This window comes from Arthrobacter sp. 05T442 (genome assembly GCF_056395945.1).
Window position 1 is genome coordinate 185004 of sequence record NZ_JBFTKM010000002.1, and the last position, 26667, is coordinate 211670.

At 67.0% G+C, this 26667-nt stretch carries 24 protein-coding genes, 1 tRNA gene and 1 other RNA gene; 15 read left to right on the plus strand and 11 right to left on the minus strand.

The window, feature by feature from the left end:
- Nucleotides 1-51 precede the first annotated feature (51 nt).
- From AC1DES_RS03915 to AC1DES_RS03930, 4 genes are all read left to right on the plus strand, one after another.
- On the plus strand, nt 52-597 hold the full coding sequence (locus tag AC1DES_RS03915) for a GNAT family N-acetyltransferase (protein WP_476894364.1): 546 nt from the start codon (nt 52-54) through the stop codon (nt 595-597).
- A 55-nt stretch (nt 598-652) separates the two neighbouring features.
- Complete coding sequence (locus AC1DES_RS03920) at nt 653-1366, plus strand: DsbA family oxidoreductase (RefSeq protein ID WP_476894365.1); 714 nt, start codon at nt 653-655, stop codon at nt 1364-1366.
- Between the two features lie 130 nt (nt 1367-1496).
- A complete protein-coding gene (locus AC1DES_RS03925; RefSeq protein WP_476894366.1) occupies nt 1497-2819 on the plus strand; it encodes a nicotinate phosphoribosyltransferase in 1323 nt (440 codons plus the stop codon).
- A 130-nt stretch (nt 2820-2949) separates the two neighbouring features.
- Nucleotides 2950-3588: a TetR/AcrR family transcriptional regulator gene (locus tag AC1DES_RS03930; protein WP_476894367.1), complete on the plus strand. Its 639-nt coding sequence runs from the start codon at nt 2950-2952 to the stop codon at nt 3586-3588.
- Between the two features lie 21 nt (nt 3589-3609).
- Here AC1DES_RS03930 and AC1DES_RS03935 read toward each other — a convergent pair whose 3' ends face one another.
- Both AC1DES_RS03935 and AC1DES_RS03940 read right to left on the minus strand, forming a co-directional pair.
- Nucleotides 3610-4287 (minus strand): LytR C-terminal domain-containing protein, encoded by a 678-nt coding sequence (locus tag AC1DES_RS03935; RefSeq protein WP_476894368.1) that lies wholly within the window; start codon nt 4285-4287, stop codon nt 3610-3612.
- On the minus strand, nt 4280-4579 hold the full coding sequence (locus AC1DES_RS03940; RefSeq protein ID WP_476894503.1) for a type II toxin-antitoxin system VapB family antitoxin: 300 nt from the start codon (nt 4577-4579) through the stop codon (nt 4280-4282). The genes AC1DES_RS03935 and AC1DES_RS03940 overlap by 8 nt, the downstream gene beginning before the upstream one ends.
- 176 nt (nt 4580-4755) lie before the next feature.
- Here AC1DES_RS03940 and AC1DES_RS03945 point away from each other — a divergent pair, with 176 nt between their 5' ends.
- Nucleotides 4756-5670, plus strand: coding sequence for a hypothetical protein (locus AC1DES_RS03945; RefSeq protein ID WP_476894369.1), 915 nt, complete (start codon nt 4756-4758; stop codon nt 5668-5670).
- A gap of 129 nt (nt 5671-5799) precedes the next feature.
- On the plus strand, nt 5800-7377 hold the full coding sequence (locus AC1DES_RS03950) for a stealth family protein (protein ID WP_476894370.1): 1578 nt from the start codon (nt 5800-5802) through the stop codon (nt 7375-7377).
- Between the two features lie 52 nt (nt 7378-7429).
- Here AC1DES_RS03950 and AC1DES_RS03955 read toward each other — a convergent pair whose 3' ends face one another.
- From AC1DES_RS03955 to AC1DES_RS03970, 4 genes are all read right to left on the minus strand, one after another.
- Nucleotides 7430-8371 (minus strand): phosphodiesterase, encoded by a 942-nt coding sequence (locus AC1DES_RS03955; protein ID WP_476894371.1) that lies wholly within the window; start codon nt 8369-8371, stop codon nt 7430-7432.
- 291 nt (nt 8372-8662) lie between these two features.
- Nucleotides 8663-9874, minus strand: coding sequence for a formaldehyde dehydrogenase, glutathione-independent (fdhA, locus tag AC1DES_RS03960; protein ID WP_476894372.1), 1212 nt, complete (start codon nt 9872-9874; stop codon nt 8663-8665).
- 221 nt (nt 9875-10095) lie between these two features.
- Nucleotides 10096-10581: a glutathione peroxidase gene (locus tag AC1DES_RS03965; RefSeq protein ID WP_476894373.1), complete on the minus strand. Its 486-nt coding sequence runs from the start codon at nt 10579-10581 to the stop codon at nt 10096-10098.
- 116 nt (nt 10582-10697) lie between these two features.
- The gene (locus AC1DES_RS03970; RefSeq protein ID WP_476894374.1) at nt 10698-12137 is read right to left on the minus strand and encodes a M23 family metallopeptidase; all 1440 of its coding nucleotides are present in this window, start codon (nt 12135-12137) and stop codon (nt 10698-10700) included.
- Between the two features lie 326 nt (nt 12138-12463).
- On the opposite strand from AC1DES_RS03970, the gene AC1DES_RS03975 reads away from it, so the two are divergent.
- Nucleotides 12464-13375, plus strand: coding sequence for an oxygenase MpaB family protein (locus AC1DES_RS03975; RefSeq protein WP_476894375.1), 912 nt, complete (start codon nt 12464-12466; stop codon nt 13373-13375).
- A gap of 68 nt (nt 13376-13443) precedes the next feature.
- On the opposite strand, the gene AC1DES_RS03980 is transcribed toward AC1DES_RS03975, so the two are convergent.
- Nucleotides 13444-13528, minus strand: a tRNA-Ser gene (locus AC1DES_RS03980).
- 376 nt (nt 13529-13904) lie between these two features.
- Between AC1DES_RS03980 and ffs the strand changes: the two genes are divergently transcribed.
- The 4 genes from ffs (at nt 13905) to AC1DES_RS04000 (ending at nt 19541) form a co-directional block, all read left to right on the plus strand.
- An RNA gene (gene ffs, locus AC1DES_RS03985) (signal recognition particle sRNA small type) lies at nt 13905-14001 on the plus strand.
- Between the two features lie 27 nt (nt 14002-14028).
- A complete protein-coding gene (locus AC1DES_RS03990; protein WP_476894376.1) occupies nt 14029-17046 on the plus strand; it encodes a DNA polymerase III subunit gamma and tau in 3018 nt (1005 codons plus the stop codon).
- A 51-nt stretch (nt 17047-17097) separates the two neighbouring features.
- Nucleotides 17098-17697: a recombination mediator RecR gene (gene recR, locus AC1DES_RS03995; protein WP_476894377.1), complete on the plus strand. Its 600-nt coding sequence runs from the start codon at nt 17098-17100 to the stop codon at nt 17695-17697.
- Between the two features lie 485 nt (nt 17698-18182).
- Nucleotides 18183-19541, plus strand: coding sequence for an aspartate kinase (locus tag AC1DES_RS04000; RefSeq protein WP_476894378.1), 1359 nt, complete (start codon nt 18183-18185; stop codon nt 19539-19541).
- A gap of 112 nt (nt 19542-19653) precedes the next feature.
- Here AC1DES_RS04000 and AC1DES_RS04005 read toward each other — a convergent pair whose 3' ends face one another.
- Together AC1DES_RS04005 and AC1DES_RS04010 are read right to left on the minus strand one after the other, a co-directional pair.
- A complete protein-coding gene (locus tag AC1DES_RS04005) occupies nt 19654-19848 on the minus strand; it encodes a hypothetical protein (RefSeq protein ID WP_476894379.1) in 195 nt (64 codons plus the stop codon).
- Nucleotides 19849-19994: 146 nt separating this feature from the next.
- Nucleotides 19995-20219: a hypothetical protein gene (locus tag AC1DES_RS04010; protein WP_476894380.1), complete on the minus strand. Its 225-nt coding sequence runs from the start codon at nt 20217-20219 to the stop codon at nt 19995-19997.
- Between the two features lie 79 nt (nt 20220-20298).
- On the opposite strand from AC1DES_RS04010, the gene AC1DES_RS04015 reads away from it, so the two are divergent.
- From AC1DES_RS04015 to AC1DES_RS04030, 4 genes are read left to right on the plus strand one after another with little or no spacing between them, the layout of a single operon-like run.
- Nucleotides 20299-20826: a MarR family winged helix-turn-helix transcriptional regulator gene (locus AC1DES_RS04015; RefSeq protein WP_476894381.1), complete on the plus strand. Its 528-nt coding sequence runs from the start codon at nt 20299-20301 to the stop codon at nt 20824-20826.
- Between the two features lie 45 nt (nt 20827-20871).
- A complete protein-coding gene (locus AC1DES_RS04020; RefSeq protein WP_476894382.1) occupies nt 20872-21423 on the plus strand; it encodes an SSI family serine proteinase inhibitor in 552 nt (183 codons plus the stop codon).
- Complete coding sequence (locus AC1DES_RS04025) at nt 21380-22363, plus strand: 3-methyladenine DNA glycosylase (RefSeq protein ID WP_476894383.1); 984 nt, start codon at nt 21380-21382, stop codon at nt 22361-22363. The genes AC1DES_RS04020 and AC1DES_RS04025 overlap by 44 nt, the downstream gene beginning before the upstream one ends.
- Nucleotides 22360-22731: a serine protease inhibitor gene (locus AC1DES_RS04030; RefSeq protein ID WP_476894384.1), complete on the plus strand. Its 372-nt coding sequence runs from the start codon at nt 22360-22362 to the stop codon at nt 22729-22731. The genes AC1DES_RS04025 and AC1DES_RS04030 overlap by 4 nt, the downstream gene beginning before the upstream one ends.
- Nucleotides 22732-22833: 102 nt before the next feature.
- Here AC1DES_RS04030 and AC1DES_RS04035 read toward each other — a convergent pair whose 3' ends face one another.
- Both AC1DES_RS04035 and AC1DES_RS04040 read right to left on the minus strand, forming a co-directional pair.
- Nucleotides 22834-26211 carry a S8 family serine peptidase gene (locus AC1DES_RS04035; RefSeq protein ID WP_476894385.1) on the minus strand — a complete coding sequence of 1126 codons (3378 nt, stop codon included), beginning with the start codon at nt 26209-26211 and terminating at the stop codon, nt 22834-22836.
- Between the two features lie 112 nt (nt 26212-26323).
- Complete coding sequence (locus tag AC1DES_RS04040; protein WP_476894386.1) at nt 26324-26509, minus strand: hypothetical protein; 186 nt, start codon at nt 26507-26509, stop codon at nt 26324-26326.
- Nucleotides 26510-26667 lie beyond the last annotated feature (158 nt).

Below are 26667 nucleotides of genomic sequence, written 5' to 3' on the forward strand. Positions count from 1 at the left end.
ACAAGGCTTCACGGATCGAACGCGGCCCTGCAGCGGACTAGGGTTCTCTGCATGACCCACGTGATCAGGACAGCAACCTCGGACGACGCCGGCAAGCTGGCAGCGCTGGCGGCCGCCACCTTTCCGCTGGCCTGCCCGCCCGGTTCACCCCCGGAGGACATCGCGGCGCACGTCGCGAACACGCTCAGCGCGGACAACTTCCGCGCCTACCTGGCAGATCCGGATGTCACGGTGCTCGTGATCGACGCCGACGGCGAGCTCTGCGGCTACAGCCTGTTGGTGGACCGGGCCGCCCAGGACCCGGACGTTGCCGGGGCGCTGACCCTGCTGCCCTCGGTCGAACTCAGCAAATGCTACGTCCACCCGGACCACCACGGTCTCGGCGCCGCAGCCGGGCTCATGCACGCCAGCGTCCGCGCTGGGTCGGCCACCGGCGCCCAAGGACTCTGGCTGGGTGTGAACAGCCAGAACGCCCGGGCCATCCGGTTCTACGAGAAATCTGGCTTCCGCCGGGTCGGCACGAGGTCTTTCCGGCTGGGCCACACGGTGGAACACGACTTCGTCATGGAGCTCACCCTCCCCGCTCCGCGGGAGTGATGAACCCGTCAGCCGGCCGGGGAATGCCACGGCAAGGGCGCGGGTTGTCGCCAGCATGAAGATTGAGATCTGGTCCGACGTGGCCTGCCCCTGGTGCTACATCGGCAAACGCCGCTTTGAAACCGCCCTTGCAGACTTCCCGCACCGTGAATCCGTCGAGGTGCAGTGGCGCAGCTACCAGCTGGACCCTGCCCTTCCGGAGCACTACGACGGCACCGAACTGGAATACCTGAGCACCCGCAAGGGCATGGCTCCGGCCCAGGTGTCGCAGATGTTCGAGCACGTGGCGGCCCAGGCCGCCGCCGAGGGGCTTAACTACCGCTTCGACGACGTCGTGGTGGCCAACAGCTTCACCGCCCACCGCCTGATCCACCTCGCCGCCGCCCACGGTAAGCAGGACGCCGCAAAGGAACGCCTGCTCAGCGACCACTTCGAGCACGGCTTGGACATCGGCAGCCGGGACTACTTGACGGCGCTGGGGCGGGATCTCGGAATAGGCGCCGGCGAACTGGCCGAGCTCTTCAGCACCGACAAGTACGCCGATGCCGTCCGGCACGATTTCGCAGAGGGCCGGGCCCTGGGCATCAGCGGGGTCCCGTTTTTCGTGATCGACCGGAAGTTCGGCCTCTCCGGCGCCCAGCCGGCTGAGACGTTCACGGCGGCCCTCGAGCAGGCGTGGCAGGACAGCCACCCGCTGGTCATCGTGAGCGCAGGCGCGGGATCCGCTGCGGATGCCGCCGCCTGCGGCCCCGACGGCTGCGCCGTCTGAGCCCCGCCGTCTGGGCCCCGATCCCGTCGAAGTCGCCGGAAGCGTCCGAGTTCGCGGGAAGTTTCCGGCGACCCCGAAGGATTCCGGCGAACTCACGGCCCTCACGGCGATCCCCGGCCTAGAGTGAGTCATGGATACTTCGGCGGGACCGAACGGACCCCGGACCTCCCTGTTTACGGACCACTATGAGCTGACGATGTTCCAGGCGGCCCTGCACTCCGGGGCGGCACACCGCCGGTCCGTGTTCCAGGCCTTCGTCCGGGGTCTGCCGGATGGCCGCCGGTACGGGATCGTGGCCGGCACCGGCCGGCTCCTTGAGGGCATAGCGGGTTTCCGTTTCAACCAGGACGACCTCGACTTTCTGGCCGGGACCGGAGTGGTGCATGAGGACACGCTGGAGCACCTGGCCGCTTTCCGGTTCTCCGGCGACATCTGGGGCTATCCGGAGGGCGAGGCATACTTCCCGCACTCCCCCGTCCTGATCGTCGAATCGACGTTCGCGGAGGCCTGCGTTTTGGAGACCTATGTCCTGTCGGTACTAAATCATGACAGCGCTATCGCGTCGGCTGCGTCCCGGATGATCAGTGCCGCCGACGGCAGGCCCTGCATTGAGATGGGATCCCGCCGCACGCACGAGGAAGCGGCCGCCGCGGCGGCCCGCGCGGCCGTGATCGCCGGTTTCGCCGGCACGTCCAACCTGGCCGCCGGGCGGCGGTACGGGCTACGGACCGTCGGCACCGCGGCCCATTCCTTCACGCTGGTCCATGACTCCGAGCGCGACGCCTTCGCGGCGCAACTGGCCTCGTTGGGGCCCGGCACCACGCTGCTCGTGGACACGTACGACGTCGAAGCGGCCGTCCGTACCGCTGTCGACCTCGCGGGAGATAGGCTCGGGGCTGTCCGGCTGGACTCAGGAGACCTCGTGGCCCAGGCGCGGTGGGTCCGCGGACTCCTGGACAGCCTCGGCAACGTGCATACCAGGATCGTGGTGACCTCGGACCTGGATGAGTTCTCCGTTGCCGCGCTCCGGTCCGCTCCTGCCGATTCCTACGGCATCGGCACATCGCTGGTGACCGGTTCGGGGGCGCCCACGGCCGGCATGGTCTACAAGCTGGTGAGCCGGGCCGATGACTCCGGTGAGCTGGTTGCCGTGGCGAAGACCTCGAAGGACAAGATCAATGTGGGCGGCCGCAAGTTCGCCGTGCGCCGACTGGATGAGCGCGGGACCGCCACCCACGAGGTCCTCGGCGTGGGCCACCCGCCAACGGGCGGCAGGATCGGTCGTCCCCTTCTGCAGCAGTTCATGGAGGACGGCGAAATTCTGCCCGGCTGGACCGGCCCGGAAGCGGTGGGGCGGGCGCGGGAGCGGCACAGGCTTTCCATGGCGGAGCTGCCCCGGGTGGTCGACCGGCTGCAACCCGGCGAGCCCGCCATCCCGACCATCTATGAGTGACGTGTCACGGCGAGGCGCTTCGTGGTGTGTTGCTGGTAGCGCCCGGCGGCCGCCCTGCCGGACGCCGCGCCGGCCGTGTCACAGTCTTTCGGCCGCCCAATTTAGTGACAGATCACGCTAAAGTGTCTGTATGCCCAGGATTTCGGCCGCGAGCAACGCCGCCCAACGTGCCGAGACCCAGCGCCGCATCCTGACCGCCTTCGGCGAGCTCCTGTTCACCCACGGACTGCCGGGCCTGACCATGACCGACGTGGCCCGCCATGCCAGGATCGGCCGCACCGCCGTCTACAACTACTATGCGGACATCGAAGAGCTCCTTATCGCCTACGCCCTGGACGAGACGGAGCGATTCCTCCTGGACCTGCGGGAATCACTGGACTCGCTGGAGAATCCGGTGGAGCGGCTGGCCGTCTATGTTCGTGCCCAGGTGGAGGACCTGAGCCGCCGGCACCTGCCTCCGGGACCGGCCATGGGCGCTGTCCTCTCGCCGGCATCCTTCGCGAAACTCGCAGACCACGTCGGCGAACTGAGCGTGCTCCTGCAGGGCATCCTCCGGGACGGCATGGCCCAGGGCTACCTGCCCCCGGCGGACATCGCACACCTCGCGCAGCTCATCCACGGCACACTGTCCTCGAGTGCCGCCCGGGGCGACGGCGCGGGCCGGGATTCCGAGGCCGAGGCGCGGATTGCGCGGACCGTGCGGTTCATCCAGCTCGGTGCCGGCGCCAGGTTCGACGGCGGCGGCCGTCCCCTTCGCGCGGGCGCCTAACCACCCGCTGGCCGAGTACGCCTAGCCGGTGGACGGCAGCGGCGTCGGGACCACGGGCAAGGTGGGATCCTCGACAACGCGCCGGTCCTCCCGGGGGCAGCTAAGCTTGCCCGGCGTCTGGTCCACCAGCTCCGGTTTGGCCAGCTCCTTGTAATCGGCTGTGAGGATAACGTCGACGCTGGGGTCGGTGCGGCCGTCCTGGAAGTAGTCCGAGCCGGGCACGTTGCGCTGGACGCTGAACGCCGCCGACTGGCCCGCGGCCCCTGAGACGACCATCGCGACACCGTGGTAGCTGGACGTCGTGTTGGCCACGGCGCCCACAATGAACTTGCGGACGGCGAACTCGTCGGCCACGCTCCGCGCCAGGCCCGGCCGGCTGGTGGAGTTGTAGATGTTGAGGTTGATCTTGTCCGGCGGCGTGTAGTCATATGTGGCGGCTGGACACACGGATGCTGCCGCATGGCTTCGCTCCGTCGTCGGAAGCTTGATCTGGCCGTTCATGATCTCCATGGCCACCACGATCGCCGAGACAAGCAAGCCGACGAGCAGGACCAGCACGACGCCATGGAGGATCCGTCGTCGCAACCGGACCGGATTGTCCAGCGTGTCGTCCTGCTCCACGAATGTGGCCCGCAATTCAGAGCCGGTGACAACCCGGTGACCGTGCAGGACGGTGACGTCCGTAGGCTTCCTAGCCATTTATCACCAAAACCCGTGCGTGGATGGCCGTGCGCTGGTGCAGCGCGGTCCGGACAGCACGGTGCAACCCGTCCTCCAGGTACAGCACGCCGCGGAATTCCACGACATGCGGGAACAGGTCACCGAAGAACGTCGAATCCTCCGCCAGCAAGGCTTCCAGGTCCAGGGTGCGCTTGGTGGTCACCAATTCATCCAGCCGGACCGGGCGCGGCGGCAGGGCCGCCCAATCCTTGGGCGTGTTGTAACCATGGTCGGGGTACGGGCGTCCCTCGCCCACAGCTTTGAATATCACCATGCCAGCCTAGGGAACTTGGCGGACCAAAGGAATCAAAGTCCCCGTCCGGCGGGAGGTTGTAGCCAAATGGTAACCATTTGTCACACCTGACGTGTGCCCGTCACCGTCGACGCGGGGCCGTCGCCCGGCTACACACTTCTCACACCCGAACGGGCGGCTGACAGAATGGGTACATGACTTCACCCGAGACTCCAGCCGTCCCGTCGCCGTCGGCCCCCCCGCTGGCCCTGCTGCTCGACGTCGACGGTCCGGTGGCGAGCCCGGTCACCCGCGACGTCCAGCCTGGCATCATCGCGGACCTGCTGGCCTTGGCCGCCGCGGGGGTTCCCATCGTCTTCAACACCGGCCGCTCGGATGCCTTCATCCGGGAGCAGGTCATGGAACCAATGATCGCGGCGGGGATGCCGGCCGGCATCATCATCCACGCCGTCTGCGAAAAGGGCGCCGTCTGGTTCAGCTACACGGCTGCCGGCCCCGGGCCCGTCCATGTGGACAACGAACTCGCCATCCCGCGCACGTTCGGCGACGACGTCCGCCGTCTCGTCGCCGAGGACTACTCCGCCCACATGTTTTTCGACGAAACCAAACGTGCCATGGTCTCCGTCGAACAGCACATCAGCGTCGCCAACGCCGACTACCGCGCCGAGCAGGAACTCTTCGACGCCGATGCCATGGAACTGATGGTGCGGCACGGTCTCGGCGTCGTGCGGCTGGACCACCACGCCCCCGATTCGGACGACCAGATCAACTTCCGTGTGGACCCCACCATCATCTCCACGGACATCGAATCGGTCCGGCTTGGCAAGGATCTGGGAGCGAGCCGGGCCGTGGAGCTCCTGGCCGCCCAAGGCATCACGCCGCAGGCATGGCGCACCGTCGGCGATTCCCGGACGGACTACGCCATGGCGGACTGGCTGCACCACAACGACCACGCGGTCAAGCACGTCGACGTCCGGCCCGCCGACGGCGTCCCCGCGAAACCGTACGGGATCCTCACGGCGGCCGATCTGGGCCTCGCCGCGGACGTGATTCACGACGACGCGGGCGCGGCCTTCCTCCGCCACTGGCTGGGCCTCATCACGGGCTGACGACCGGCCCGGGCGCGGTGTTCCCGCAGCGGCCCAGGCCAGCTTCCGCCGCGATTTTTCGCCGCGCGTTATCATGCAAGTAAGCAGCAAAACACTCAGAGAAGCCGGAGCGACGACATCACAGACGCATTGATCCAGGACGAGATCTACTATGGCGGCCAGGCGTCCGAGGACGCCCACGACGAGGTCACCTCGGCGGCCGCCGGTGCCAGGTTCAGGGCCCGCACTGATGTGGTGCGCCGGCGCGGACGGTATGCCCTGATCAATGAGAACCGTACGCCGTACCAGGCCATGGTCGAAGATCTGATGTTCATCCGGTCCGTGCTCGCCGCTGCCGGCCTGGATTACCTCCTGGTCCGCGGCAACAACCACCGGCCGGTCATCGCCGTGGACTGGAAGAACCGCAAGGAGCTCCGGGATGCGCTCGTGGAGGCCTGCCGCGACGAGCCTTTCTACTCCATGAGCGTCGATGCGAAGAAGAAGTCATCGGTGCTGGTGGCCGACGGGGAGCTCTCCCCCAACCGTCAGTCGCGGATATTCCGGCTGTACCGGCCCCGGGTCGAGCCGGAGGGCGGCTTCGAATTCGGCGCCTCGGCCGGCGTCCAGCTTGAACTTTGGAGCTTCGAAGGGGATCAATTGATACTCCCGATCGAGAACTCCCTGACCCGGCGCACCATGCTCAGGCAGGACGCGGTCCGCGGCACCGTGGAGCGCTACGGCCACACCTGGCCCACCATCGAGAACATGTTCGCGGACCACGCCAGCGACATCAGCTTTGACATTGATCTCGTGTTTTCCTGGGTGGACGGCTCCTCCCCCGAATACATCGCAGCGCGCCGAGCCCGCATGGCCGGCGTCGTGGTGGGCGAAGGCGATGACCACGAGGCCCGCTTCCGCCAGATTGACGAGCTGAAGTACGCGCTGCGTTCGGTCTACATGTTTGCGCCGTGGATCCGCCGGATCTTCATTGCCACGGACTCCCCCACGCCGTCATGGCTGGCGGAACATCCGAGTGTGACGATCGTGCGCAGCGAGGAGTTCTTCGCGGACCCGTCGGTACTGCCGACCCATAATTCGCAGGCGGTGGAGTGCCAGCTCCACCACATCGAGGGACTCTCCGAGCACTTCCTGTACTCCAATGACGACATGTTCTTCGGCCGGGCCGTGGGACCGGACATGTTCTTCACGCCGGGCGGAATCACCAAGTTCATCGAGGCGGAGACGAGGATCGGGCTCGGCGACAACGACGCCGAGCGCAGCGGTTTCGAGAACGCTGCACGGGTGAACCGCAAACTGCTCTGGAACCGCTTTGGCCGGATCACCACCCGCCATCTCGAACACACCGCGGCGCCGTTGCGGCGCTCCGTCGTGGCCCGGATGGAGCAGGAGTTTCCGACCGAATTCGCCAAGACCGCCGCGAGCACCTTCCGTGCCGCAGACAACATCTCCGTAACCAACTCGTTCTACCACTACTACGCACTGCTCACCGGACGCGCCGTCACCCAGACGGCGGCGCGCGTGAAGTACGTCGACACTACGGCGCGGGCTGGCCTCAACTACCTGCCCAAGCTGCTCGCCAAGCGGAACATGGATTTCTTCTGCCTGAACGACGGCAGCTTCCCTGAGGTCCCGGCGCAGGAGCGGGCAGAGCTTGTGACGGACTTCCTGGAAAAGTACTACCCGATCAAGGCACCCTGGGAGAAGTAGGTCCGGACAAGCACTGCTGCCAGTGCCGCGGGTCCGCCGGTCTGCGGGGGTCCTAGTTGCGGGTCGTCACGCGGCGGTGGCCCGGCGTCTTGGCCGGGTCCTCCAGCCGCGCTTTTCGCGGGATCCGGATTCCAGCGGCCCCAATCCGCCGCTGTGCTTCCTCGGCAGAGACGAGCTCTCCCACCGCAGGGGTGTCCCCCAGCAGGACTACCGAATGCACGATCGTGTGTTCGTAGACGTGCACGAGGTTGAAGGCCTGACCGCCGTCGCGTCCGCGCGTGCCGCCCACAGAAACGTTCAGGTCCTGGGTGTAGCAGGTGGCTGACGCCACTGAGACCGGAATGCCTGCGAACGTCGCGGTCGTCGAGTAGTGCAGATGGCCACCGAGGATCGTGCGCACGTCGGAATTCCGCAGCACACCGGCCAGCGCAGCCTGGCCGCGCAGTTCAACGAGGACCGCGAGATCCAGCACGGAGGGAACCGGGGGATGGTGCAGGGCCAGGATGGTCCCGTCGGGGGCCGGGGTGGCCAGTTCCGAGGCCAACCAGTCCAGCTGGGCGGGGCTCAGCTCACCATGGTGGAACCCGGGCACGGAAGTGTCCAAGGTGATGACCCGCAGCCCGTTGATGAAGTAGCTGTGGTCCACCGGGGAGTCATTGCCCGGCTGATCCAGAAGCCCGGCCCGGAAATTGGCCCGGTCATCGTGGTTTCCCATCGCCCAAATAACTTTGGCGCCCATGGCTTTGCAGGCGGGTTCGACGATGGCGCGGAGCTTGGCGTAGGCCTCGGCTTCGCCCAGGTCGGCCAGGTCCCCTGTGAAGATCACCGCTTCGGGGCGCGCGCCCGAAGCATGGACTTCGTCGAAGAGTTGTTTAAGCCGGGCACCGCTGTCTACTACGCCGTGAAGGGGTTGCGGACCGCCCAGCAGGTGGGGATCGCTCAGGTGAAGTAGGAAATGACGTGGCCGGGGGTGCTCGGCCTCGATGAGCTCCATTGCTACCTTCTTGGTTGGGTGGAAGCGGTGCCTCCAGTGTCCCTCTCAGTAAGGACTATCCAACCAGACATTGGGCGAACAATGTACAAACTTGGGCGGGCATGTTTGAAAAATACCGATTAAGAGTCTGCCGGCCCTCATATTCCCCCACTGGCATATGGGAGGGCTCAGGCGCAGCACCACAGTTCGGCATCCCGCCTAGCGGCCAGCGGCTGGCACCGCCCTGCCCCGCGCGAGGGCGGAGGCCGGGCAGTGCCGCCTGGACGGGGCCCTGGACGACGGGCCCACCCGCTAGCTCAGGTAACCGTTCGGGTTGAGAACGAACTTCGTGGCAGCGCCGGCGTCGAACTCCGCGTAGCCCTTCGGCGCGTCTTCCAAGGCAATAGCCTTGGCATTGACGTTCTTCGCAATGTGGACCCTGTCGTGCAGGATGGCCATCATCAGCTGGCGGTTGTACTTCATCACGGGACACTGGCCGGTTGTGAAACTGAGCGACTTGGCCCAGCCCGTTCCGAGGCTGAGCGAGAGCGAGCCCTTCTGGGCCGCCTCATCCACCCCGCCTGGGTCACCCGTGACGTACAGCCCCGGAATGCCGAGTGCGCCGCCTGCCGCGGTCAATTCCATGAGGGAGTTCAGCACCGTCGCCGGGGCTTCATGGGCTCCGGCACCGTGGCCCTTCGCCTCGAATCCGACGGCGTCCACCCCGCAATCGACTTCGGGGACCCCGAGCAGCTGCTCGATCTGCTCGGCCGGGCCGCCCTTGCTGAGGTCGACCGTTTCACAGCCGAAGCTGCGCGCCTGCTTCAGACGGTCCTCGTTCATGTCACCGACGATGACGACGGCGGCGCCCAGCAGTTGCGCGCTGGTGGCCGCCGCGAGGCCCACGGGTCCGGCGCCGGCGATGTAGACGGTGGAGCCCACGCCTACCCCGGCGGTGACGGCGCCGTGGAACCCCGTGGGGAAGATGTCCGAGAGCATCGTCAGGTCCATCATCTTCTCCAGCGCCTGGTCCCGGTCCGGGAATTTCAGGAGGTTCCAGTCGGCGTAGGGCACCAGCACATAGTTGGCCTGTCCCCCGACCCACCCGCCCATGTCTACATAGCCGTACGCGCTCCCGGGTCGGTCCGGGTTGACGTTGAGGCAGATGCCGGTCTTGCGTTCCTTGCAGTTCCGGCAGCGGCCGCAGGCGATGTTGAACGGGACGGAACAGATGTCCCCGACCTTGATGAATTCGACGTCGGGGCCTACTTCCACCACTTCACCGGTGATCTCGTGCCCAAGCACGAGGTCTGCGGGAGCGGTGGTGCGGCCCCGGACCATGTGCTGGTCGGAGCCGCAGATGTTGGTGGCAACGGTTTTGAGGATCACGCCATGGCGCACCGATCGGCCCACGTTGGCGGGGTTGACGCCCGGGCCGTCCTTGAGTTCGAAGCTGGGGTAGTCAATGTCGATGAGTTCGACCTTGCCCGGACCTTTGTAGGCAACGGCTTTGTTCCCTGTCATCTCTTCCTCCTGGTTTCACGGACCCCGCGATGAGGGCCCCGTTGTGATTCACGAAGTTTTCTGATGCGCCCTCCCGCAGGAATACCTCAGGTGCTGGGCCGGCAGGCAGTCGGGACTGCGCCGCGGGTATGCCCGGAAAGTTGGAGGGTCCGGCCAGTCTAGGCGGGAAGCATGCTTAGGGGTAGGGTCCGTTGTCCCTGGCCGCGGTACGTCATCGAAACTCAGTCGAGGGCCGCCTGGACGGCCTCCATGACCTGGAGCGCATCCGGCTCGACCGTCGGGGCAAAGCGGGCCACGACGTCGCCGTCGCGGTTCACCAGGAACTTCTCGAAGTTCCACTTCACCAGGCCCGGGAGGAGGCCGTTCTTGAACTTCGTCAGCTCGGCGTATAGCGGATGCTGGTTCTTGCCGCGGACGTCGGCCTTGGTGGTCAGCGGAAACGTGACGCCGAAATTGCGTTCGCAGAATTCGGCGATTTCGGCCTCGGCGGCCGGCTCCTGCCCGGCGAACTGGTTGCAGGGGACTCCGAGCACCTGGAAGCCCTGGTCGCGGAACTTGGTGTGGAGGGCCTCCAGGCCTGTGTACTGCGGCGTGAACCCGCATTGGGAAGCCACGTTCACCACCAGCACCACTTCTCCCTTAAATCGGCCGAAATCAGTCTCCGTGCCGTCGATGAGGTTCAGGGGAATGGAGTGCAGAGAGGTCATGGGGGTCTTCCTCGCGGTGGTGGGGCTTCGAAGCGGGTGTTCCGGAAATGGTCACCCCTGTCATTCGATACCAACGCGCGCGGGTGTGGGTTTGTGCCCCGGGTGTCCTGCTGCAGCTACCGGCTCGGTGCCGTAGTGGGCTGTGTTGTGGCGGGCTGGGGGGTCGCCGTCTGTTCCGTGCCGGGTTCGGTCGCGGTTGCTGCGGGCGGTTCCGGCGCAGGAGCTGCGGGCACGGGAGGCGTCGTCGGGGCCGGGGCCGCCGGTGCGGCAGTCTGTGTCAGGACGGGGGCGTCGGTGACTGATTGTGTCTGGGCTGCGGCTGGCGCGGGGGGCGGGGCAGGAATGTCAGACGGGGTGGCGGCGGGCGGGGTTGCAGTTGGGGGGTCCGCCGCCGGAGTTGCCGGCGCCGGCGTCTCACTGGGCGTGACCGGTGGCGTCACGCTGGGCGTGGGCGTCTCACTGGGCGTGGGCGTCACGCTGAGCGTGGGCGGCGGCGTTGCCGTTCCCGGCGACAGCGGCGGCGCGCTGGGCGTCGCCGGGGGTGTCGTCCCGCTGGGCGTCGCCGGCACTGTCGTCGCGCTGGGCGTGGCCGGCACTGAAGGTGTGTCTGACGGAGTGGAGGGCGGCGCGCCGGCGGCCGCTTCAGTTGCCGCGGGTGATGCTGGCGCAGCCAGTGGGACCGCCAGCGGCTCCTGGGCGCCGCCGGCCACCACGGGCGTCAGGGCCGTCCGGACGGGGATAGCCCATCCCAGGCCGGCATTGGAGGCGTTGCCGGCGTCCGGCGCGTAGCTGGTCATCTCGATGGGGCCGAGGGGGTCCACTTGGCTGATGGGAATCATGGACCAATGGAGCGGATCGGTGTGCGCGCCGTTGAGGATGGTCTCGAAGTGCAGGTGGCAGCCCGTTGAGTTTCCGGTGGTCCCCACCCTGGCAATGACCTCGCCCACACGCACAGAGTCACCCTTCTTAACGGCGATTGCCTCGAGGTGGTTGTAGGTCGTGATGAGGCCGTTGCCATGGTCGATTTCCACGCGGTTGCCCCCGCCCCAGGGATGCCAGCCCACGGCCCGCACCACGCCGGCGTCGGCCGCATAGACACGGGTGCCGCAGGCCGCGGCATAATCCTGGCCCCAGTGGAATTCACCCGCGGTTCCTGTCAGCGGGCTGGTGCGCAGCCCGAAAGGGGATGACGGCACCAGCGTTTCCAGAGGGGCCATGAGTGAACCAACCGGCGGCCGCTTCAGACCGGCGGACGCCACATTGAGTTCGCCGCCGACTCCCTCTTTCGTCGCCGTCTCGACCGTGGACCGGCTGAATGCCACAAGAGCCAGGGCGTCCGCAGTGAACCCGCCCGGAGCGGGCGACGCACTCGGCATGCCCGGCGTGGCCGGCGACTCGGAAAGGACGTCTGCGCCCGGATCCAGCGTCCCCGGCCCCACGACGCCCGTGGCGGGCATTGCGCTGGGCACGACGTAGGACACGCCGCCTGCCAGCCCCTGGAACCCGAAGGTCAGGACGGCCAGTGACAGGCAGACGCCTCCGGATAAGCAACGCACGGCAATAGTCCGTGCCCTGACCGATCGCTCACTCGATGAGTTTCCCCAGTGTTTTCCCACGATGTGACTCCCGCAGTATGTCCGCCAGACCCCAATCTCGACGGACTCACCTATCTATGTGAACACAGTCGGCCGGGTCTGTGAACCGCCAAAGCCATCCTTTTGAGCACCCAATCCGGGTTCTTTTCACACCCCACGTACTCCGTCAGTGGCGGCCCAGTAGTTCCCCACGCAGAAGCAGGTGTTGGGTACCGCACGGGTGGGTAAGAATGAAGTAACCCGGGGTGCGGGATTCGCTGGAGCGTCCGCAGGCGCAAGAATTGACTATGCGCAACGTCTTCAGGGAATTGCAGGCCGAACTTAAACAGACCTTTACCGGGACGCGGGACGCCGTGCCGGACTGGGTGCCGCGCCTGGCGCACGGCGACGACGCCGGCTACCACCTGCCCGGTTCGGCGGTCTGGGCCGTTCACGGGGACATGCCGACCATCGTGGCCGGCATCCGGGCCCTGTTGATGCAGGCGCTCCACCCGGGGGCACTGGCCGGGGTGCACGATCACTCCCGTTTCCGCGAAGACCCCCTGGGACGACTGGCCGGGACGATCCGCTGGATCTTCACAGTCTCGTACGGTTCGACCACCGCAGCCCGGGAAGCCTCCGACTGGGTGCTGCGCCTGCACGAGTCAGTACGCGGAAGCTATGTGGACGCTCACGGGATCCGCCGAAGCTACGCTGCGAACGATCCCGAGCTGCTCCGCTGGGTCCACATTGCCTTCACCGATGCCTTCCTCTCCGCCCACAAGATGTGGGGCGGCCCCATTCCGGGGGGACCTGACGCATATGTCCGCGAGTGGGCCCAGGCGGGCCGGCTCATGGGCGTGGACTCTCCGCCGCTCAGCGAGGCGGAAATGCGCCAGCAGCTGGACCGCTGGTACGACGACGGCGAGCTCCGCGGGGATGACAGGGTCGCGGAAACCGTGGCGTTCATTCGCGATCCGCCGCTCCACCCGGCGCTCAGGCCCGGCTACCGTGTGCTGTTTTCTGCCGCGGTGGCGAGCCTCGAACCAAAGTACCGGGAACGGCTGGGCCTCCGGACCGCTCGACTGGGGCCCATTCCGCTGCCGGTGGCGCTGGCAACGCGGGCGACGCTCGCCGTCGTCCATCTTGCCCTGGGCCGGACGGGCCCGAGCGAGCAGGCAGCACGTGACCGCCTCCGCCGGCTCGGCTGTCCGGGGTGAGGGTTAGCCGGTTAGCCGGGTGACATAGGATGCAAAAAGGCCCCGGTCCAAGGGACCGGGGCCAACCGCGGAGAATGGGGGATTTGAACCCCCGAGGGCGTTAACCCAACACGCGTTCCAGGCGTGCGCCATAGGCCGCTAGGCGAATTCTCCAGTAGCTTCTGAAACAAAAGCAGATACTAGAATACCTGAACTTTGCGGCATCACCCAATTGGGCCCTTCCGCCTCCCCCGCGGGACATGCCCCACCTTCCAAACCAGGAGTGGACATAGTCCCATCCTGCCCATGCCCGGGCCCGAAAAATGGGCATGTCCCCCAGGCCGGCCCCCGGACCCGACGCCCGCCCCGACCTCCCCGCGGGACATGCCCCACCTTCCTCACCCGCGGGACATGCCCCACCTTCGGAACCAGGATTGGACATAACCCCATCCCGCCCATCCGCGGGCCCGAAAAATGGGCATGTCCCCCAGGAAATCCGGGGCCGGATTGGGTGGATTCGGGGCACACTCAAACGTCGGGTAAACTTGCTGACGGCCCCTCATGTGGCGTCATCCTGTTGAACTCCCCCAGGACCGGAAGGTAGCAAGGGTAAATGGGCTCTGGCGGGTGCATGGGGGGTCTTTTATGTCTGTGCCGATTGGTAGGGTTGATCTGTGACTGTTACTACTGCCCTTTACCGTAGATACCGGCCCGATTCGTTCGCGGACGTAATCGGTCAGGAACATGTCACGGAGCCGCTGATGACGGCCCTGCGCAAGAATCGCGTCAACCACGCGTACCTGTTTTCCGGCCCTCGCGGCTGCGGCAAGACCACGTCCGCCCGCATCCTGGCACGCTGCCTGAACTGCGCCGAAGGCCCCACCGATACGCCCTGCGGCAAGTGCCCCAGCTGCATCGAACTCGCCCGCGGCGGCTCCGGCTCCTTGGACGTCATCGAGATCGACGCGGCCAGCCACGGCGGTGTCGACGACGCTCGCGACCTCCGCGAGCGGGCCACGTACGCCCCCGTCCGCGACCGCTACAAGATCTTCATCATCGACGAAGCCCATATGGTCACTTCGGCCGGCTTCAACGCCCTGCTCAAGATCGTGGAGGAGCCGCCGGAGCACATCAAGTTCATCTTCGCCACCACGGAGCCGGACAAAGTAATCGGCACCATCCGATCGCGAACGCACCACTACCCCTTCCGGCTCGTGCCTCCTGAGCCCCTCATGGCGTATCTGGAACTGCTCTGCACCCAGGAAAACGTCCCCGTGGCGCCCGGCGTTCTCTCGCTCGTAATCCGCGCAGGCGGCGGTTCCGTGCGCGACTCGCTCTCCGTGCTGGACCAGCTCATGGCCGGCGCAGGACCGGAGGGCCTGGATTACGAACTCGCCGTCGCCCTCCTCGGCTACACCCACGCCTCGCTGCTGGACGACGTCGTCGAGGCCGTCGCCGCCTCCGATTCCGCCACCGTGTTCCGTGCCGTGGACCGGGTCATCCAGACCGGCCACGACCCCCGACGCTTCGTGGAGGACCTCCTCGAGCGCTTCCGTGACCTGATCATCGTCCAGGCGATGCCCGAAAGCGCCCAGTCGATCCTCCGCGGCATGCCCGCAGACCAGATCGCGCGCATGCAGAACCAGGCGCATAACCTCGGGGCTGCCGAGCTCTCCCGGGCGGCGGACGTCACCAACACCGCACTCACCGAAATGACCGGCGCCACTTCGCCGCGGCTGCACCTTGAGCTGCTGTGCGCCCGCATCCTGTTGCCGAGCTCGGAACAGACCGAGCGCGGCATTGCCGCCCGGATCGACCGCGTGGAGCGCCGCCTCAATTACGCAGGGAACGACGTCGGGACGCCGGCGCAGGCCGGCCCCGCACCGGCGTCGGCTGCTTCCGCGCCCCCCGCCCCTGCCGCCGTCCCTGTCCCCGCCGCCGCCGTCTCCTCCGCCGTCCCCGCCCGGGCGGTTCCAACGCCGGCTCCCGTGGCGCCTGTCAGCGAGCCCGCTGCGCCCCCGGCACCGGTCCGGGCATCCGTACCCGCCGCTGCCCCGGCGCCCGCGGAGCGCGTCGAAGGGGTCCGGGAACCGCTGACAGCTCCGCGCGTGAGCACGAACGACTGGCCTGTGGACGAATCCGCGCCAGCGAGCCGGATCCCCTCGGGCCAGGCCCCGGCAGTCCAGACGTCCGCCCCGCCCCAGGCATCCGCGCCGCTGCAGCAGTCCACACCCGTCCAGCCAAGCCCGGTGCAGGCCCCGCCCACCCCGACCTCCGCACCGGAACCTGCGCGTGCACCGGCACCGGTGTCAGGGCCCGGGCCCGACGTCGAGGTTCTCCGCCGCGCGTGGCCCGAGATCCTGCAGACGCTGACCAGGATCAAGCGCAGCACGTGGGCCTTGGTGGAACCGAACGCGCAGGTCGGCCACTTCGAAGACCAGATCCTGACGCTCGCGTTCACGACGTCGGGCCTGGCCGGCGCCTTCGGCCGTGCCGACCACGCCGAGAACCTGCGGCAGGCGATCCACAAGACAATCGGGATCGACTGCCAGATCAAGGCCGTGGCCGGCGGAAGCAACAGCGCAGCGAGCTCTGAGCCAGACCCAAAAGCATCCGCTAGCCGGAACGTCCCGGCAACGTCCACTGACGCCGACTGGGGACTGGTCCCCGCCGCCCCGGCGCAAAACGGACCCGCCCAGATCTCCCCGGCCGGAACGGAGCTGTCGGGAACCGCGCAGGCTCCGGCAACCGTTCCGGCCGATCAGGCCTCGCCGGTCCAGCCACCGGCCACACCCGTCCCTTCCCCGGCGCCGGCGCACGTGCCGGGACCCGCGGCTGACGGCGAACAGCCGGGCGCCGCCCCGGACGACGCCGGCTCCTACGGCTACCCCGACGACGACTGGGGTCCGCCGCGCGACGAGGATGCTCCGCCGCTGGACGAGGAACCGCCGACGGACTGGGAGCCCTCAGCTCCAGTGGCGCGGGCTGCCCAGTCGGCACCGGCACCGGTCCGCAAGAATGCCGCCGCTCCGGCGCGTTCCGGCGCCGCTGCAAAGACGGCCCAAGCCCACACGCCGGCCCCCCAGCCGACGGACTCCGCCAACGACCCATGGGCCCGTGCCGTCGAGCAGGCGCCCGGCATCTGGACGATTGGCACGGACTCCAACGTCGGAAACTACCCGCCCGAGGGACCCGTCACTCCCGACCCAGCACCGGAGCCGGAGCCCCCGCACTACGAGCCAGCAACGGCCCAGGTCCCGCACTACGCCGTGGCAGTGGCAGCCTCCAGCGAGTATGAGCCCGTCGCTCCAACGTCAAACGGCTGGGGAGACACCGCGGAGTTGGTAACGGCCGGCGCCCCCTCGGCTCCGGTCGCAGTCAGCGCTGCGCCGGTTGCCCCGGCCGCCGCACCAGCCACAGCCCCCGCAACCCCGCCGGCGCCAAACTCCACAGGCCGGCAAAGCCTCTACCAGCGGCTGTCCAATAGTCCGGAGGCCGAGGCCGGGCGTGCCAAGGCGCCTGCCCGCGCCACGGCGGCAGCGACCACCTATGTCCAGGACATTCCCAGCGCGGACGACGAGACGATAGAGGAGTCCGGCGTCTTTGGGCGGGCCGCCGTCGAGCGTATTCTGGGCGGAAAACTGGTCGAAGAGCGGTCCCTGGACGGAAGCCCGTTGTCGCCGGGCTTCTAGCCGACCCGCCGGGCACGCAGCCCGCATCCACACCAAACGAACGAGGACATTGTGTACGAAGGTGCAGTTCAAGAGCTGATTGACGAGCTCGGACGCCTTCCCGGAGTCGGCCCCAAGTCTGCCCAGCGCCTGGCCTTTCACATCCTCGAGGCCGATCCGCAGGACATGAAACGGCTCGTCGACGCCATCACGTCGGTAAAGGAGCGGGTCAAATTCTGCACGGTCTGCGGCAACGTCACTGAGCAGGAACTGTGCAATATCTGCCGCGACCCGCGCCGGGATCCGTCGGTGATCTGCGTCGTGGAGGAATCCAAGGACGTCCTTGCGGTGGAGCGGACGCGGTCGTTCCGGGGCAGGTACCACGTCCTGGGCGGCGCGATTAACCCGATCGCCGGCGTCGGCCCGGAACAGCTCCGGATCCGCGAACTCCTGACCCGGCTCAACGACGGCGCCATTCAGGAAATCATCATCGCCACCGACCCCAACCTGGAGGGCGAAGCCACAGCCACGTATCTGGCGCGGATGCTCAAGTCCATCGGCATCGCTGTAACCAGGCTTGCCTCCGGCCTGCCCGTCGGCGGAGACCTGGAGTACGCCGACGAGGTCACACTGGGCCGGGCCTTCGAGGGCCGCCGCAACGCGTTGAGCTGACCGTCCCTGCACGCATGGCCGGGCCGGCCGCCGTCGTGATGCCCGGTCGCGCCCCGTAGGACATGCCCACCCCTGACGCCCACGGATGGACATGATGCCAATATGCCCATCCCTGGAGCCAACCCGAGGGCATGCCCACCCCACAGCCTCAGGAAAGAGCATGTCCCCAAACCCGGAGGGCAGAACCCGCGTCAACGAGTCGCGCCCCGTAGGACATGCCCACCCCTGACGCCCACGGCTGGACATGATGCCAATATGCCCATCCCTGGAGCCAACCCGACGGCATGCCCACCCCTCGGCCTAAGGAAAGAGCATGTCCTCAAACCCGGAGGGCATGTCCAGTGGGAGAACGAGCGGGGCCGTCTGCCATTCGGTCACAATTCAACGCCGCGCGGCTCCCGGCGATAAACTGGGCTGAGAAGTTACGCCGTCGCGCCGTTTGGTTGCTTGGCCCAGAACCCCGATGATCCAGTGAGGGTGCGCGCATGAGTTTGCCCACTACCGAAGTCCAGCCCGGGTCGCAGCCCCAGGAGCTGCCTGTCTCGGCCGCCGTCACCAAGCACCTCGTCGTGAAGAAGTTCGGCGGTTCCTCCGTGGCGGACGCGGAAGGCATCAAGCGCGTTGCCCGGCGCGTCGTGGACGCCCACAATGCCGGAGACGAGGTCGTGGTGGTTGTCTCCGCGATGGGCGACACCACCGATGAACTCCTTGATCTCGCAGCCCAGGTGACGGATTCCGCCCCCGCCCGGGAAATGGACATGCTCCTTTCCGCCGGCGAGCGCATCTCCATGGCCCTGCTGGCGATGGCCATCAACAAGTACGGCGCCTCCGCCCAGTCCTTCACCGGTTCCCAGGCCGGCATGATCACCGACGGCATCCATGGCAAGGCCCGGATCATCGACGTCGACCCGCACCGGATCCGCACCGCCCTCGACAAGGGGCACATCGCGATTGTCGCCGGCTTCCAGGGCATGAGCCGCACCACGAATGAGATCACCACTCTGGGCCGGGGCGGTTCGGACACGACGGCGGTGGCGCTGGCCGCAGCCCTCGACGCCGATGTCTGCGAGATCTTCACCGATGTGGACGGCATCTACACCGCGGACCCGCGCGTTGTGCCCTCCGCACGGAAGATCGACCGGATCTCCAGCGAGGAAATGCTCGAGCTCGCGGCCTCCGGGGCGAAGATCCTGCATCTGCGTTGCGTTGAATACGCGCGCCGCTTCGGAGTGCCGCTGCACGTCCGTTCCTCATTCAGCCAAAACGAAGGCACATGGGTCCTGCCCAGCGCCGATGACAAGATCACAATTCAAGAGGGAGTTGCCTTGGAGCAGCCAATCATCTCCGGCGTTGCGCACGACCGTTCCGAAGCCAAGGTCACGGTGGTCGGCGTTCCGGACATCCCCGGCAAGGCTGCGGCGATCTTCCAGGTCATCGCCGACGCGCACTCCAACATCGACATGATCGTCCAGAACGTCTCCACGCATGGCACCGGCCGAACGGATATCTCCTTCACGCTGCCGATCGTCGAGGGTGCCGACGCCCTCGCCGCCCTGCGCGCCGCCCAAGCCGAGATCGGCTTCGAAAACATCGAATACAACGAAAAGATCGGCAAGCTGTCCCTGATCGGCGCCGGAATGCGCTCTCACCCCGGCGTCTCGGCACGGTTCTTCGCCGCGCTCTCCGAAGCCGGCATCAACATCAACATGATCTCCACGTCGGAAATCCGCATCTCCGTGGTGACCCACGCCGATCTGCTGGACGACGCCGTGCGCGCCATCCACAAGGCCTTCGGCCTTGACAGCGAGGACGAGGCAACGGTCTACGGCGGCACCGGCCGCTAACAGCGCGAAAAAGGGAGCGGCGCCGCCGCTCCCTTTTTCGCGTCTGCTTTCGAGGCGTGCCGAGGTCCCTCAGACTACTTCCGCGCCTGCTTCGGAGGCCGGAAGAGATCCGTCAAACCTCTTCCTTCCACAAGTCCGATTTACGGACCGCGTAGTGATGCCCTTGAGAGTCAGTCTCGACTTCAAACGACGCCAGGTCGTCTTCCGAGGCGTGCTCAAAATCGTCATGCCGGTGAAGCACAGGCGCTGCGGTGTCCCCCCGGTTTGCGGGTCCGAAAAGGAGCCTCAGCTTGTCGGTCATATTCATGAACCTTCTGACTGCATATGCCACAAATCCCACCCCCTTCCCTCTCACGGGTGGATCACGGATGCTGCACTGCGGTGTGTCAGTGCCCCCATTTTACGCCCGACGGCGGCAAAAAGCCCGGGGTGGGAAAGGCGTGAACCCGCAGCCTAGCGGAGGGATTTATCGCCAGGATTGCGCGGCACAACATAGGTGCTGCCGTCGGGCCGGTGCACCGTCTCCCACTGCCGGGATTCGGCCTGGCGCTGCGCCAGCAGCTGGCGGTTCTGCTCCGTCATCTCGTGGCCGAGTGAGCCGCGGTTGGCCGGTCCGAAGATTGCCCGGAGCTTCCCGGTCGCCCGCATGAACCTCTGGGCGGAGTTTTCCTTGGCCATCGCTACCTCTCCTCGTGAACAAGACAATAATGCCAGTGTACGCTAATCATTAGTGCACTAACTATTACAAGGAGCGGGTGTGACCGAAGGAACCGGAACAACCCAGACAACCCAGGAAGCCCGGGCAGCCGAGGAGGACCTTCTGCTGGAACAGCAGCTCTGCTTCGCCCTGACCGTGGCGTCCCGGAGTGTGGTGGGCGCCTATAAGCCAGTCCTCGACAAGCTGGGCCTGACCCATCCCCAATACCTCGTCATGCTCTGCCTCTGGGAATCCAGCCCCCGCTCCGTCCGTGACATCAGCGACGCCCTCGCCCAGGAACCGGCAACCATCTCTCCGCTGCTGCGCCGCCTCGAAGCGGCCGGCTTCATCACGCGCCAGCGCATGGAAGGCAACGAGCGGACCCTTGACGTGCGGCTGACTCCGCGCGGCGCCGCACTGCGGCAGCAGGCGACGGCGGTCCCCGGCACCATGATGGCCCTTCTGGGGCTGACCCGGGACCAGGTCGGCCAGCTGCATGCGTCCATGATGGACCTGATCGCCGCGACACGGGCAGCACAGGGAGCCGCCGCCGAGGACACGGCCGCCGCCGACCATGCCCGGCGGTAGGACACGGCCCGGCGGTAGACTGGGCAAAACGGAGGAGGACTACTGATGCGCAAGCAACTGAGCCATGCGGCGCTCGTGCTGATGGCCTTGGCCGGATTGGCGGCCTGCGCCCCGGGCGGCGGACCGGCGCCCTCCCCGTCCACCACAGCCACTGCACCGACGGGCAGCGCCTCCGGCACCCCGTCGCCGGACACCGAGACAACCTCGACGGCTCCCTCGCCGTCGGCGTCCCCGCTGCCTTCCGGGCCGGGCCAGGGCAATGCCGAACTCTCCATCATGATCAAACCGTCCCAAACCGGCGCCCCCGCCAGCTTCACCCTCGTCTGCCAGAATGGCGCTCCGGCGGCCGAAAGCCAGCACCCGTCTGCCGGCGCGGCGTGCACGGCCCTGAAAAACAACCCGGTTCTCCTCAGTCCCGCCCCGCCGGCCGAGGACCAGGTCTGCACCCAGCAGTACGGGGGCCCGCAGCAGGCCACGGTCACCGGCGTCGTCGACGGCAGGAACGTTGAGGCGACCTTCAGCTTGCGGGACGGCTGCGAAATCGCGCTCTGGAATGCCGCCAAGGACGTCCTGGGCTCCACCGGCGGAGCTGTCTAAACTGGTGCACCTCCCCCAGGAAGACTGGCTGCCGCTCCAGGCCGCCTACCAGCAGCGCGTCCGGCGCTACGCGGATCCCTATCTTGCCCGGCGCTCCGCCGGCCGGAAGCACCCGGTGGAGGACTTCCTTTTCACCTACTACACCCAGAAACCCGGCCAGCTGCTGCGCTGGCACCCGGGCGCCGGCGTCGTGCTTTCCGGTCCGGAGGCGGCCGGGCGGAACGGCTGGAAGTTCTACCGTCCGCTCGACGACGGCGAACTCGCCGCCGCCGGCCTGCCTACGGGCACCACGGCGGTGACGGTCGACGTCGGCACTTTCGTGCGGGAGCGCCGTGAGGCGTTGCACTTCGCGCGGATCATTCTGGCCGGGACCGCGGCGCGGCCGGCCCAGTTCGGCTGTTTCGGGCTCCACGAGTGGGCCATGGTGTACCGGCAGGACAAGTTCGAGCTCCGGCATGAGTACCTGCAACTGCGGCTTGGCCCCGACCGCACTGATCAGGTGGTGGAGGAGAACCGGATCCGCTGCTCCCACTTTGACGCCTTCCGTTTCTACACCCCGGATGCCGTTCCGCTGAACAGCCTCGAGCCCAGCCGGGAGAACCAGCGGACGATGGAGCAGCCCGGGTGCCTCCACGCCAACATGGACCTTTATAAGTGGGCCTACAAGCTGGCGCCCGCGCTGCCCAGCGAACTCGTCATGGACTGTTTCGAACTTTCCTGGCGGACCCGGGCCATGGATATGCAGGCTTCCCCGTACGAGCTCGCCGAGTGGGGTTATCCGGCCATCAAGATCGAGACGCCGGAGGGCAAGGCCGAGTACGTTGAATACCAGCGGGCATTCGCCGCCGAATCGCAGGAACTACGGCAGCGCCTGCTGCGGGAGCTGGCCCGGCTGCCGCACGCAACGGACGCAGCCCTGGACCCGGAAGGAAACCCATGACTGCCGCCTCCAGCGTGCACGACGTCGACCTCACCATCCGCCTGACGGAGGCTCCCGGAGCGCCGGAGTCCACGTTCCGGCTGGAGGCCAGCGGGGGCGCCGTTTCCAGCGCGTCCACCCTGCCGGACCCCGTTGCGGCCCTGGACGCAGTGCAGCGGCACGGGGAGGACATCTTCTTCCCCAAACCCGGCCCGCCCAAGGTCTGCACCCAACAATACGGCGGTCCCCAGCTTGCCGTCGTGACGGGCTGGTTCCTGGGGCGCGAAGTCCACAGCCGGTTCAGCCGCACCGACGGCTGCGAAATCGCCCGCTGGCGCGCGATGGCGCCCCTGCTCGGCGGCGTTGCCGGCTCCACCGGTGCGATCTGAGCTCGGACAAACGGGCAGCTCCACGCGGCCTGAGCCCTTAAACACCAGCGGCCGGCGGTTCGAACCGCCGGCCGCTGCCGTTGCCAGGTTGCGGAGTTCCGCCTAGACGGCGTTGTCCGGAGCCTCGTTAAGATCCCCGTTCTGGATCTTGCCCTTCTCCTTCTTCACCTTGGCGCCCTTGTCTTTCTTATCCTTGTGGCCCTGGCCGTTGTCGGCGTTCTCACCGGGGCCGTCGTTGCTGTCCTGGTCCTCCGATGTCGGCGGGACCACGACGGCACCGGACGGTGTCACCAGCACGCTGACAAACGTAGGATCACTGGCGCCGGCAAACGTCACCCGGCCGATGTAGGAACCGACGGCCAGGCCCGCCCATTTCAGGGTGACCGTGCCGGATTTGCCGTTGCCCAGCCGCAGCGGGTTCGGCGTCAGCGTCGCATTGCCCACGTTGGCGCCGAGGATAGCCGCATCCACGCTCGCCTTGGTGGCCTGGCTATTGGGGCTCGCGAACAGGTTCACGAAAATCCGGTAGGTTCCCGGAGCCGGGTTGGGGATCGAAAGCGACTCGCTCGCCGACGAGGTCGCGACCTGGATCAGCTGGTTGGAGGGGTTCACCACGAACATGTCGAAGTCGGCATTCGGGTCCGCGGAGAAGGCCGAGAACTTGGCCAGCGGACTGCCGGCCGGCACGTCGACAGTCTTGGCGAAGTTCGAGGCATTGGTGGCCCCGAGCTGCGCTCCGCCGGGAGTCAGTTCGATGGCGGTCGAATCCGCCTTGGAAAGACCGTCCAGGCTCATGTTGACGGGCAGGTTGGTGCCGGAGACGACCTTGATGTCACCGGAGCCGGTGCCCCCTTGGGACGTGAAGGCAACATCCGGCGCCGCAACAACCGCCTGCGGGCGGACCGCGATCGGGGACGCGACGTTCTTATTGGCACCCTGCCAGGTCAGGGAACCCATGGCGAACTTGCCCAGGGCCGCATTCTGGTTCTCGAAGGAAACCTTGAACGTCTTCTTTTCGCCCGGCGCGCTGAAGTTCAGGATGGTCGGCGTCACAGTGACCTTGACGCCCGGCAGGTCGGTCTTTACCCGGTAAGTCCCCGGGGTCAGCGCCGTCAGCGTGCGGGTGACCTCGATCTTGCCGGTGAGGTTGCCCAGCGCAAAGGACGGAAGATTCATATCGCGCGGCTTCGTGGTGCCGATCCCGGGGATCCCCAGGTCAACGCCGGTGCCCTGGATGAAAGCCAGGTAATCATCGGCGGTGGCGTCGTAGACCAGACCGGGATCCAGCACCCGGGCCGGGTCCACTTCGCCCGCGCCGGTGGCGAAGACATCCGGGTCCTTGCTGCCGTCGGCGAGCTTGATGTCGCCTGCGGTGGTCATCATGGCGGACTTCACGACGGCGGGTGACCACGTGGGGTTCTTGCCGAGGATCAGTGCGCCGAAGCCGGCCACATGCGGGGATGCCATGGAGGTACCGGACATGAAGCCGAAGTTGTCCCCGCCCGTTCCGATCGGCGAGACGCCAGCCAGGACGGCCACGCCGGGAGCCGCAACATCGGGCTTCAGCAGATCCGAGCCGGTGGCGAGGAGCGGGCCGCGGGATGAGAAACCTGCGATCTGCGGCTGCGCTTCGAGCGGCAACCCGGTGGTGTCCTTGTTGACAAGGGAGACCGTGATGGCCGGGTTGGCGGCGACTTTTGCCTTGATGGCCTCGGTGGCCGGCGGATTGACGTGGACAGTCGGGACTGCGTGCTTGTCCGTGTCCAGCGAGGAGTTGCTCAGGTTCACCAGGATCATCCCGACACCGCCGCCTCGAAGCACCTCGGCGCTCTTGGCGACGCGGTCAACGACGCCACGGTCACAGACGACGACCTTGCCGGCGACCTTTGCCGGGTCCAGGGTACCCGGGCCGCAGAGGGCCGCGTTGGCGTCTCCGGCTGTTGCGGCAGCGTTGGCGGCCAACACGACACCGGCCTTGGCAACCTGGCGGTTCATGATGCTCGCACCGCGGTACTTGCTGCCGTCCGAAAACTCAACAGTTCCCTGCAGTTCCTGGGAGAAACTGCTGGCGGCCACGGTGGTGAGCCACGGGGCGCCGTGGTTGACGGTGCTCGCCGTCGGGCCGGAGTTGCCGGCTGAGACTGCAACGAAGATGCCGGCGGAGACGGCAGAAAGGAATGCCATGGAGACCGGATCCGTGGTGGTCGTGGTGGCTCCGGAGATCGAGTAGTTCAGGACGTCGACGCCGTCCTTGATGGCCTGGTCGATGGCGGCGACGGACGAGGAGCTGTAGCAGCCGCCCGTGTTGGCGTCGTCGTCCTCCCAGCAGACCTTGTAGACGGAGAGTTTGGCGGCCGGGGCGATGCCGCTGGTCAGGCCGAAGCTGCGGCCGTCCACGAAGGACTCGACGTTGGCGTTGCCCGCGGCGGTGCTCGCCGTGTGCGTTCCGTGGCTCGCGACGTCGACCGGGGAGATCCGTTCCAGCGGCGACCGGTGTGCCGGCTGTACGTTCAGGAAGTCATCGGCGAAGTAGTGCGCGGCGAGGACCTTGGAGTTGCAGGCGGACCCGTCGAAGTCCTGGCCCGTCTGGCAGTCACTGATGAAGGTGTCGCCGTCGGATTTGAGCATCGCAATCTTGCCGTCGTCGTTGCGGTAGGGCACGCCGACGACGGGGTCTCCAACCAGCGGCTTGACCTGCTCGCCTGCAAAGAAGGGGCTGGACGGGGTGTAGCCGGTGTCGATAACACCGACGACGACGCCCTTCCCGGCGGCATCCTGGCCGCCGAACTTGGTGTTCCAGGTGCCGTTGGATCCGCTGAGCTTCAGGAAATCGGTGCTGGAGTAGTCCGGCGCGTTTTCCGTGTCAGGGGCGACCACCAGGACGCCGGGGTTCTTCGCCAGTTTGATGGCCTGGTCTGACGTCAGGGTGGCGCTGAAACCGTTGACGGCCGCGGTGAACTGGCGCTTGATAGCGACGTTCTGCTGCGCTGCGACCTCAGCCTGCTTCTTTTCGAGGTGCGCCTCGTACTGTTTGACTTCAGCTTTGTTGTCGTCGAGCTTCTTGCCTGCCACCGGCTTGGTGGCCGGCAGGCCGGCCGTCCCGCCGTCATAGGTGGCTGCGGGCTTTTCGGCCAGGACGACGATGTAACGGCCGTCCTTGTAGTTGTTCGGATCCACGTTCTTCGGCGCCACTCCGGCAACAGAGGACCCCTGCGCGGGGGCCGCATTGGCGGGTGCGATTGCAATGGTCGACAGAAGAACCGGCAAGCCCAGGGTCAGTGCCGCGGCCCTCCGGAGTCCCCCGCTTCGAAGGAAGCTCTTTCCTGGTGATGTCACGAGTGATTGAACCTTTCGTAAAGGAACGGTGCCAGCGGCAATACCGGCCCCGGCGGCTGGCGGGGCGGCCCGGAAAGCACCTCGTGCGGCCCCGACGGATACCAGCCGATTCATACAGTACAGACTGAGAGCTGAATATGACATAGAACACAAGGGCCAGTTTAAATTTGACAGACAATTCGACAGGACGCGACTGGGGGCAGCAAGGAACCGCCGAACCGCGCACTGCGGTCCGGCTCATGCCGTTAGGGTGACCCTACTGCCTCGGGGTCCTGACAACGTCGCTGATCCAGGCCCGGGTTTTCTCATCCAGGGGACCAACCACATTGCTTGCCCTGGCCGCGCGGTCCGCCTTGATCTTCTGCAGGACCATCCGGCCAAGGCCCGCGAACACGGCGGCGGCGATGACGGGCAACAGCACGGATTTCGGGTTCTCAGCCATGCGCACATCCTACTGACGCCGGCGCGCCGGAGCCATAGCAGCCGCGGCTTCCCCGGGCGGCGTTTGCGCAGTTCAGCGGCCGGTCCGAGGCTGCGGGGACAGGCCGCCAGTGGCCGTTGGCGCGGATTTGGTTCCCGGACCCTGGCACGGCCGGGTTC